Raw genomic sequence first — 10227 nt, 5'->3', positions numbered from 1 at the left:
CTGGCCGAGGCGTTCACCCGCCCGGCGATGATGCACACCCTCGCCCAGATCGGCTTCCAGCAGTCGTACACGTACTTCACCTGGCGCAACAGCAAACAGGAACTGACCGAGTACCTCACCGAACTGTCCGGCGAAGCCGCCGCCTACATGCGGCCGAACCTCTTCACCAACACCCCGGACATCCTGCACGCCTACCTCCAGCACGGCGGCCGCCCCGCCTTCGAGGCCCGCGCCGTCCTCGCCGCCACCCTCTCCCCCACCTGGGGCATCTACAGCGGCTACGAACTGTGCGAGAACACCCCCCTGCGCGAAGGCGGCGAGGAGTACCTCGACAGCGAGAAGTACCAGCTCAAACCACGCGACTGGGACGCCGCCGCCCGCGAGGGCCGCACCCTCGCCCCGCTCATCACCCGCCTGAACGACATCCGGCGCACCCACCCCGCACTGCACCGGCTCAGGAACCTCCGCTTCCACCACACCGACAACGACCGGATCATCGCGTACAGCAAGCGCGCGGGGTCCGATGTCGTGCTGGTGGTCGTCAACCTCGACCCGCACCGGACCCAGGAGGCCACGATCTCGCTGGACATGCCGCACCTCGGCCTCGGCCGGCACGACACCGTGCCGGTGCACGACGAACTCACGGGCGAGACCTATCACTGGGGCAGCGCCAACTACGTGCGGCTGACGCCCGGCCGGGCACCCGCGCACGTCTTCCACGTCCACCTGCCGTCCGCCGCGCCGAAGAACGGGGAGCCGGGAACCTCATGACCGTCAACGAGCCCGTCCCGGACACCTTCGAGGACACGCCCGCCAAGGACCGCGACCCGGACTGGTTCAAGCGGGCCGTCTTCTACGAGGTCCTGGTCCGCTCCTTCCAGGACAGCAACGGCGACGGCGTCGGCGACCTCAAGGGCCTCACCTCCCGCCTGGACTACCTCCAGTGGCTCGGCGTGGACTGCCTCTGGCTCCCGCCGTTCTTCAAGTCACCGCTGAAGGACGGCGGTTACGACGTCTCCGACTACACCGCCGTACTGCCCGAGTTCGGCAACCTGGCGGACTTCGTGGAGTTCGTCGACGCCGCCCACCAGCGCGGCATGCGGGTGATCATCGACTTCGTCATGAACCACACCAGCGACCAGCACCCGTGGTTCCAGGAGTCCCGGAAGAACCCCGACGGCCCGTACGGCGACTACTACGTCTGGGCGGACGACGACACCCGGTACGCCGACGCCCGGATCATCTTCGTGGACACCGAGGCGTCCAACTGGACCTTCGACCCGGTGCGCGGCCAGTACTACTGGCACCGGTTCTTCTCCCACCAGCCGGACCTGAACTACGAGAACCCGGCCGTCCAGGAGGAGATGCTGGGCGCGCTGAAGTTCTGGCTGGACCTGGGCATCGACGGGTTCCGGCTGGACGCGGTGCCGTATCTGTACGCCGAAGAGGGCACCAACTGCGAGAACCTGCCCGCCTCGCACGCCTTCCTCAAGCGGCTGCGGCGCGAGATCGACGCGCAGTACCCGGACACGGTGCTGCTGGCCGAGGCCAACCAGTGGCCGGAAGACGTCGTCGACTACTTCGGGGACTACGCCTCCGGCGGCGACGAGTGCCACATGGCGTTCCACTTCCCGGTGATGCCGCGCATCTTCATGGCGGTGCGCCGCGAGTCCCGCTACCCCGTCTCGGAAGTCCTCGCCAAGACCCCGGCCATCCCGTCCGGCTGCCAGTGGGGCATCTTCCTGCGCAACCACGACGAGCTGACCCTGGAGATGGTCACCGACGAGGAACGCGACTACATGTGGGCGGAGTACGCGAAGGACCCCCGGATGCGCGCCAACATCGGCATCCGGCGGCGGCTCGCGCCCCTGCTCGACAACGACCGGGACCAGATCGAGCTGTTCACCGCCCTGCTGCTCGCGCTGCCGGGGTCGCCGATCCTGTACTACGGCGACGAGATCGGCATGGGCGACAACATCTGGCTCGGCGACCGCGACGCGGTGCGCACCCCCATGCAGTGGACGCCGGACCGCAACGCGGGCTTCTCCACCAGTGACCCGGGCCGGCTCTCGCTGCCCACCATCATGGACCCGGTCTACGGCTACCAGGTGACCAACGTCGAGGCGTCGATGGCCTCGCCGTCCTCCCTGCTGCACTGGACCCGGCGGATGATCGAGATCCGCAAGCAGAATCCGGCCTTCGGCCTCGGTTCGTACCGGGAACTGCCTTCCTCCAACCCGGCGGTGCTGGCTTTCCTCAGGGAGTTCGAGGACGACCTGGTGCTCTGCGTCAACAACTTCGCGCGGTTCGCCCAGCCCACCGAGCTGGACCTGCGCGAGTTCGCCGGGCGTCATCCGGTGGAACTGTTCGGCGGCGTCCGCTTCCCGGCCATCGGCGAACTGCCCTACCTGCTGACCCTCGGGGGCCACGGCTTCTACTGGTTCCGGCTCACCCGAGTCGCATCCCGCATCGGCCGCCGGGCGTGAGCTCGGGCCGAGGAAAGGACGCGTCACCATGCCGAAGACCGCACCCCTGCGCCCGAGACACCCGCACCATCCCGCCGACCCGATGGAGTCGCTCGGCGGTCTGCTGCGCCAGTGGCTGCCCCGGCAGCGCTGGTTCGCGGGCAAGGACCGGCCCGTGGCCGACCTCGGCCTGCTGTCGATGACGGAGCTGTTCCCCGGCTGTCTGCATCTGCTGATCCACGCCGGGCACGGCACGGTGCCCGCGCCCGGCGGCGCGCAGCCGGCCGGCGACTGCTACCAGTTGCTGCTGGGCGTGCGCGAGCAGCCCGCGCCACGCCTGGGCCGGGCGGTCATCGGCCGGGTCCAGGACGGCCCGCTGGCCGGTCTGACGGTGTACGACGCGTTGCGGGACCCGCGGATGGCCCAGTTGCTCCTGGAGCGGCTGCGGCAGCCCGGCACGGCGGGCCCGCTCCGCTTCGAGGCGGACCCGGCCCGGCCGGTGCCCGCCACCGCGCTCGCCCCCCGGCTGCTGGACGCCGAGCAGTCCAATTCCTCGCTGGTCTACGGCGACGAGCTGATCCTCAAGGTGTTCCGGCGCATCCAGCCCGGCATCAACCCGGACCTGGAGGTGCCGGGGGCGCTGGCCCGGCAGGGCTGCGGCCGGGTGCCGGCGCCGGTGGCCTGGCTGCGCACCACGCACCCGTTCGAGGCGACCCTCGGCGTGCTCCAGCCGTTCCTGCCGGGCGCCACCGACGGCTGGACGCTGGCGCTGGACGCGCTGGCCGCCGGGGACGACTTCACCGCCGAGGCACACGCGCTGGGCCGGGCCACCGCCGATGTCCACGTGGCGCTGGCCTCGGCGTTCCCGGCCGGGACGCCCGGGGAGAACGGCCGCACCGCGGCGGCGATGACCGAGCGGCTGACCGCCGCCGCGCACGCCGTGCCGGCCCTGCGGCCCTTCGTGCCCCGGCTGGGGGCCGCGTTCGCCGCGCTGGCCACCTGCGACGTCGGCCCGGCCGCCCAGCGCATCCACGGCGACCTGCACCTCGGGCAGGTGCTGCGGGCCGGGCGGGACTGGTTCGTCATCGACTTCGAGGGCGAGCCGTCCCGGCCGCTGACCGAGCGGCGCAGCGCCCACTCCCCGGTGCGGGACATCGCGGGCATGCTGCGCTCCTTCGACTACGCCGCCCGCCAGCGCCGCCCGTGGCGCCCTCAGTGGGCGCGCCGCTGCCGCGAGGCGTACTGCGCGGGGTATGCCGTCCGGGCCGGCTGGGACCCGCGCAAGAAGCACGGCCTGCTGCGCGCCTACGAGACGGACCGCGCCGTGTACGAGGTGCTGTACGAGGCCCGGCACCGTCCCGACTGGCTTCCCGTACCCATGGCGGCGATCGAACGACTCGCCGTGAGAGGAGACTGACATGGCCCTCCGCGACACCTCGCTCCCCGAGCCGTCCGGTCCCGCCGCGCCCACCGGGGCGGCCGGCACCGCGCCGCCGCTGGACGCGACCGACCGGGGGCGGCTGCTGGCGGGCGCCCACCACGACCCGCACGCGCTGCTCGGCGCCCACCCGGTGCCCGGCGGGGTCGCCTTCCGGGCGCTGCGCCCGTTCGCGCGGGCGGTGCGCGTGGTCGTGGACGGCGAGCCGCACCCCCTCGCCTCCGAGGGGGACGGCCTGTTCTCCGCCGTGCTCCCGCTGGACCGGATTCCCGCCTACACGCTGCTGGTGGAGTACGAGAACGGGACGCGGGAGACGGCCGACCCGTACCGTTTCCTGCCCGCGCTCGGTGAGCTGGACCTGCATCTGATCTCCGAGGGCCGGCACGAGCAGTTGTGGCGGGCGCTGGGCGCCGAGCCGATGGTGCACGAGGGCGTCACCGGTACCCGCTTCACGGTCTGGGCGCCGAACGCGCAGGGTGTGCGGGTGGCCACCGACTTCACCCACTGGGACGGCACCGCCTTCCCGATGCGCTCGCTGGGCTCGTCCGGCGTGTGGGAGCTGTTCCTGCCCGGCGTCGGCGAGGGGGTGAAGTACAAGTTCGAGATCCACTCGCGGTACGGGCACCGGTTCCTGAAGGCCGACCCGATGGCCCGGGCCGCCGAGGAGCCGCCGAACACCGCGTCCGTGGTCACCGCGTCGCACTACGAGTGGAGTGACGCCGACTGGCTGCGGGAGCGGGCGGCGACGCCCGTGCACCAGGCGCCGTTCTCCGTGTACGAGGTGCACCTGCCGTCCTGGCGGCCGGGGCTCGGCTACCGGGAACTGGCCGACGTGCTGCCCGCGTACGTCAAGGACCTGGGCTTCACCCACGTGGAGCTGATGCCGGTCGCCGAGCACCCCTACGGGCCGTCCTGGGGCTACCAGGTCACCGGGTTCTACGCGCCGACCGCGCGGCTGGGTGCGCCGGACGACTTCAAGTACCTGGTCGACGCGCTGCACCGGGCCGGGATCGGCGTGATCATGGACTGGGTGCCGGCCCACTTCCCGAAGGACGACTGGGCGCTGGCCCGGTTCGACGGCGACCCGCTGTACGAGCCCGGGGACGAGCGGCGGGCCACCCACCCGGACTGGGGGACGTACACCTTCGACTTCGCCCGCACCGAGGTGCGCAACTTCCTGGTCGCCAACGCGGTGTACTGGTGCGAGGAGTTCCACATCGACGGGCTGCGGGTCGACGCCGTCGCCTCGATGCTGTACCTGGACTACTCGCGCGACTCCGGACAGTGGGAGCCGAACGTCTACGGCGGCCGGGAGGACCTGGCGGCGATGGCGTTCCTCCAGGAGATGAACGCCACCGTGTACCGGCGCTGCCCCGGCGTGGTGACCATCGCGGAGGAGTCCACCGCGTGGGGCGGGGTGACCCGGCCCACCGACGCGGGCGGGCTCGGCTTCGGGTTCAAGTGGAACATGGGGTGGATGCACGACTCGCTGGAGTACGTCGCCAAGGAGCCGGTGCACCGCAAGTACCACCACCACGAGATGACCTTCTCGATGGTGTACGCCTACAGCGAGAACTACGTGCTGCCCATCTCGCACGACGAGGTGGTGCACGGCAAGCAGGCGCTGGTGTCGAAGATGCCCGGCGACTGGTGGCAGCGGCGCGCGAACGTCCGCGCCTACCTGGGCTTCATGTGGGCCCACCCGGGCAAGCAGCTGCTGTTCATGGGGCAGGAGTTCGGGCAGGGCGCGGAGTGGTCGGAGCAGGCGGGCCCGGAGTGGTGGCTGCTGGACGAGGGGTACCACTCGGCCGGTGACCACCGCGGCATGCGGGACCTGGTGCGGGATCTCAACGCCCGCTACCTGGCCGCGCCGGCGCTGTGGCAGCGGGACACCGACCCGGCCGGTTTCCGGTGGGTGGCGGTGGACGCCGCCGAGGACAACGTCTTCGCCTTCCTGCGCTACGACGCCGAGGGGCGCCCGCTGCTGGCGGTGTCGAACTTCTCCCCGGTGGTCCGGCACGACTACCGGCTCGCCACCGGCGACGACGTGCCCGGCTGGCAGGAGGTCCTGAACACGGACGCGGCCCGCTACGGCGGCTCGGACGTGACCGGCCCCGGCCCCGTCCGGACCGAGGACGGCCAGGTCACGCTGACGCTGCCGCCGCTGGCCACGGTGTGGCTGATGCCCGCCGCCGGGTGAGGTCCCGGCTCTGCGGCCAGGTGTTCGACGGCGACTGAGGGGGCAGTCAGGTTCCTACGACTCGAGAACCCTCGTCGTCGCCGTTCCAGGGCCCCAGAGAGGCGGCATCAGGTGCGTACCGTCGGAGTGGAGGAGGAACTCCTCCTGGTCGACCCCGAGAGCGGTGAGCCGCGGGCGATGTCCGCGGCGGTGCTCGCCCGGGCCGCGCAGGACCCGGGCGAGCAGGACGTGTTCGAGAAGGAACTGCACGACCAGATGCTGGAGTTCGCCACCCATCCGCAGAGCGAGATGGAACCGCTGCACGCGGAGATCGTCCGCTGCCGCAAGGAGGCCGCGCGGCACGCGGGCGAGCTGGGCTGCACGGTGGCCGCGCTGGCCACCTCCCCGCTGCCGGTCAGCCCCGCCGTCGGCGTCAACCGCCGCTACCAGTGGATGGCCGGCCAGTACGGCGTCGTGGTGCAGGAGCAGCTCGTCCTGGGCTGCCATGTACATGTCTCGGTGGACTCCGACGAGGAGGGCGTCGCGGTCGCCGACCGGGTGCGGCCCTGGCTGTCGGTGCTCGCCGCGCTGAGCGCGAACTCGCCGTTCTGGCAGGGCAAGGACTCCGGGTACAGCAGTTACCGCAGCCGGGTCTGGCAGCGCTGGCCGTCGGCCGGTCCCACCGAGCTGTTCGGGTCGGCGGAGCGCTACCACCGGCGGGTCGCCGACATGGTGGCCACCGGCACCATCCTCGACGAGAAGATGATCTACTTCGACATCCGGCTGTCGGAGCGGTACCCGACGGTCGAGTTCCGGGTCGCGGACGTCTGTCTGCACTCCGACACGGCCGTACTCCTCGCCGCGCTGGCCCGGGCCCTGGTGGAGACCGCCGCCGAGGAGTGGCGGGCGGGCCGGGAGCCGGCCGGGCACAGCGTGAGCCTGCTGCGGCTGGCCGCGTGGCGGGCCGCCCGGTCCGGGCTGACCGGCGAGCTGCTGCACCCCCTGACCATGCGCCCGATGCCCGCCGAGACGGTGGTACGGGCGCTGCTCGACCATGTCGGGGAGGCGCTGGCGGCCGACGGCGACCTGGAGCGGGTCCGGGAGGCGTGCGGTGAGCTGCTGCGGCGCGGCAACGGGGCCCGGGTGCAGCGGGAGCTGCTGGAGCGCACCGGCAGTCTGCGGGACGTCGTCACCGGCTGCGTGCGCCGCACCCAGGGTTAGCCGGCGTCCCGTCGCTCACACCATCAGGGTGATCGCGTAGGCGAGGAAGAACGCCGCGACCAGCACGACCAGGACGATGATCAGGGTCAGCGGGCCCTTGCCCCAGCCCTTGGCCGGGTTGTGCGTCTCGCGCGGGCCGGCCTCGGGCAGGCTGCTCTCCGCGGGCGGGGTCTCGCCCGGCGGTACGCCGCCGCCCGGCTCGAGGCCGGTGCTGCGCTCGGGTTCGGGGTCGGGATTCGTATAGCTCATGGGGTCCGGGTCCCCCCTTCTCGCCGGGATCATCAAGGCGTGGCCCCAGTTCGGCCGTCCCGGTCCCCCGCCGCCCTCGCCTCGGCTAGATTCGGGCCCGCCGACAACGCTGTCCGACGGTTTCCGTCACAGCCCGTACCCATCAGGAGCAGTGCATGCGCGACTCCGCTCTCGCTCCCTGGGCCGTCCCGCCGCCGACCGGTGGGCTGGCCGACCGGCTCTTCGAGACCGCGGAGGGGAACCCGGCGCTGCCGCTGCTCGCCCGCCGTGCGCAGGGAGCCGCGGACGGCTGGCGGGAAGTGACGGCGGTGGAGGTCCGCGACGAGGTGGTGGACCTGGCCAAGGGGCTGATCGCCGCGGGGATCGCGCCGGGCGAGCGGGTGGCGGTGATGGCCCGCACCCGGTACGAGTGGACGGTCCTGGCGTACGCGCTGTGGACGGTGGGCGCCGAGGTGGTCCCCGTCCACCCGGCCGCCGCCCGGGACCAGGTCGGGTGGATGCTGCGGGACGCCGGCTGCGTGGCCGTGGTGGTGGAGGACGAGCGGTGCGTGATGACCGTCGGCTCGGTGTGCGCGTCGCTGCCGGCGCTGCGCCACGTCTGGCAGCTGGACGCGGGGGCCCTGGCCGAGCTGACGGCCCGCGGCGCGGACGTGGCGGCGGCCACGGTGGACTCGCTGCGCCGCATCGTGCTGCCGGAGGCCACCGCGGTGGTCGCCTACACCTCCGGCACCTCGAGGAGGGCGCTGGGCTGCGCGCTGAGCCACCGCGCGCTGGCCGCCCCCTGCGACGTCCTCCTGGCGGGGTGGGGCTCGACGGCGGCGCCGGCCGGGGAGCAGGGCTCGGTCCTGGCGTTCCTGCCCTTCTCGCACGTGTACGGCCTGATGGTGCAGGGGCTGTGCGTACGCGGCGGTCTGCTGATGGCGCACGAGCCCGAGACCACGGAGGCGGCGCTGACCGCCGCGCTGCGCTCGTTCCGGCCCACGTACCTCTACGCCGTCCCGTCGGTGCTGGAGAAGATCTACAAGAGTTTCCTGCGCGACGCCCAGCGGGCGGGCCGGGGCACCCTGTTCGAGCGGGCCGCCGGCACGGCCCGCGACTACGCCGAGGCCCTGGAGCGCCGAAGACTGGGCACCGGGCCGGGGCCCGGCCTCGACCTGCGGCTCCAGCACGCGCGGTTCGAGCGGACGGTGTACCGCCGGCTGCGCGGGGCGCTGGGCGGCCGGGTGCGCCGCGCGGCGTGCGGCGGCTCACCGCTCGGCCGCGAGCTGTCGCTGTTCTTCGCGGGCATCGGCATCGAGGTGCACGACGGCTACGGGCTGACCGAGACGGCCGGCGCGGTCACCATGCAGCCGCTGGGCCGGGAGAAGTCCGGCACCGTGGGCACGGCGCTGCCCGGCACCGAGATCCGGGTGGCGGGCGACGGGGAGATCCTGGTCCGCGGCCCGTCGGTGTTCCAGGGGTACGTGGGCGACCCGGCCGCCACCGCAGCGGCGCTGCGCGAGGGGTGGCTGGCCACCGGTGACCTGGGGCGGCTGGACGACGAGGGGTATCTGACGATCACCGGCCGCACCAAGGACCTCGTGGTCACCAGCGGCGGCACCCGGGTGGCCCCGGCCGTCCTGGAGCAGCGGCTGCGGCTGCACCCGCTGGTCCACCAGGCGGTCGTGGTGGGCGACGGCCGGCCCTGTGTGGGCGCGCTGATCACCCTCGATCCGGAGTTCCTGACGCACTGGCGGGCGGGGCTGGCGCTGCCGGGGGACGCCCCGGCGCGGGAGGCCCGGGAGGAGAACGCGCTGCGCGAGGAGATCGCGCGGGCCGTGGCCGCCGCCAACAGCGCCGTGTCGCGGGCGGAGTCGATCCGGGTCTTCCGGGTCCTGCCGGAGCCGTTCGACGTGGCCCGGGGGCTGCTGACGCCGTCGCTGAAGCTGCGCCGCGCCGAGATCGCGCGGGCCTGCGCCCTGGAGATCGACGCCATGTACGAGACGCGCTCCGCCCGGCCCGCGCGGGCCCTGCCGGACCGGTCGGCGGGCCGGGCCGACGGCCCGGCGGACTGGGAGGAGAGCGACAACGTCTTCGTCAGCCGCCGACGTACCAGCTGAATCCGCCGTTGGACGCGCTCACCGCGAGCAGCACACCGAACAGGACGAGGTCGACGATGCCGAGCACGATGCCGGCCTTGGCCATTCCCGCACCGCCCTTGGCCGCCGCCTGCCGGATGCCGACGGCGCCCAGCACGATGGCGACCGGTCCGAGGACCACGCTGAAGACGAGCAGTCCGACGATTCCGCAGACGAGGCTCGCGACGGCCAGGCCGTTGGTACCGGACCGGGAGGAAGCGGGCGAGGAACTGCCGTAACTGGTCATCAGAATCTCCTGGAGTAGGCGGATTCGAACGGCGGAGCACTTCCTGTCGCGACATGCTCCGGTGTGTTCCGCTCCACCGGGTGCCCGCCCAATCCGCCCCGCATTCCCGGGAATTGACATGTCTCGGTTCGGCCGGTAAGAGGAATTCGGCATTCCTCTCCTTCGGGGTCCTTTCCGCCGGCGTCCGGCGGCGGAATTCCGCCCGGCCCGGGACGGCGGGCACGGCAGGCCACCGCCCCGTCACCCCGGGTCATCTTCCGGTGTCCGTGCGAACGGGCGCGTAGGCTCTGCCGGCACGGGAACTAGCAGAC

7 protein-coding genes and 1 pseudogene are annotated in these 10227 nt (G+C 72.7%); 6 read left to right on the top strand and 2 right to left on the bottom strand.

Annotated features, from left to right (window positions below):
• From AB0G32_RS24025 to AB0G32_RS24005, 5 genes and pseudogenes are all read left to right on the top strand, one after another.
• Positions 1-771: pseudogene (locus AB0G32_RS24025) on the top strand (alpha-1,4-glucan--maltose-1-phosphate maltosyltransferase); the annotation flags it as partial.
• The gene (gene treS, locus AB0G32_RS24020; protein WP_361166757.1) at positions 768-2486 is read left to right on the top strand and encodes a maltose alpha-D-glucosyltransferase; all 1719 of its coding nucleotides are present in this window, start codon (positions 768-770) and stop codon (positions 2484-2486) included. The pseudogene AB0G32_RS24025 and the gene treS, both read left to right, overlap by 4 nt.
• A gap of 28 nt (positions 2487-2514) precedes the next feature.
• Entirely contained in the window at positions 2515-3882 is a 1368-nt protein-coding gene (locus AB0G32_RS24015) for a maltokinase (protein ID WP_361166754.1), read from the top strand.
• Position 3883: 1 nt separating this feature from the next.
• A complete protein-coding gene (gene glgB / locus AB0G32_RS24010) occupies positions 3884-6103 on the top strand; it encodes a 1,4-alpha-glucan branching protein GlgB (RefSeq protein ID WP_361166751.1) in 2220 nt (739 codons plus the stop codon).
• 111 nt (positions 6104-6214) lie between these two features.
• Positions 6215-7303, top strand: a complete 1089-nt coding sequence (locus AB0G32_RS24005) for a glutamate--cysteine ligase (RefSeq protein ID WP_361166748.1) — start codon at positions 6215-6217, stop codon at positions 7301-7303.
• A 15-nt stretch (positions 7304-7318) separates the two neighbouring features.
• Here AB0G32_RS24005 and AB0G32_RS24000 read toward each other — a convergent pair whose 3' ends face one another.
• Positions 7319-7552 carry a DUF6480 family protein gene (locus AB0G32_RS24000; RefSeq protein WP_361166745.1) on the bottom strand — a complete coding sequence of 78 codons (234 nt, stop codon included), beginning with the start codon at positions 7550-7552 and terminating at the stop codon, positions 7319-7321.
• Positions 7553-7707: 155 nt separating this feature from the next.
• Between AB0G32_RS24000 and AB0G32_RS23995 the strand changes: the two genes are divergently transcribed.
• Entirely contained in the window at positions 7708-9651 is a 1944-nt protein-coding gene (locus AB0G32_RS23995; RefSeq protein ID WP_361166742.1) for an AMP-dependent synthetase/ligase, read from the top strand.
• On the opposite strand, the gene AB0G32_RS23990 is transcribed toward AB0G32_RS23995, so the two are convergent.
• Positions 9629-9916, bottom strand: a complete 288-nt coding sequence (locus AB0G32_RS23990; protein WP_361166739.1) for a DUF4190 domain-containing protein — start codon at positions 9914-9916, stop codon at positions 9629-9631. The two genes, AB0G32_RS23995 and AB0G32_RS23990, sit on opposite strands and share 23 nt — an antisense overlap.
• Positions 9917-10227 lie beyond the last annotated feature (311 nt).

Origin of the sequence: Streptomyces sp. NPDC023723 (assembly GCF_040639815.1) — a bacterium.
GTDB lineage: Bacteria > Actinomycetota > Actinomycetes > Streptomycetales > Streptomycetaceae > Streptomyces.
This window is presented reverse-complemented; position numbering and strand designations above follow the sequence as displayed.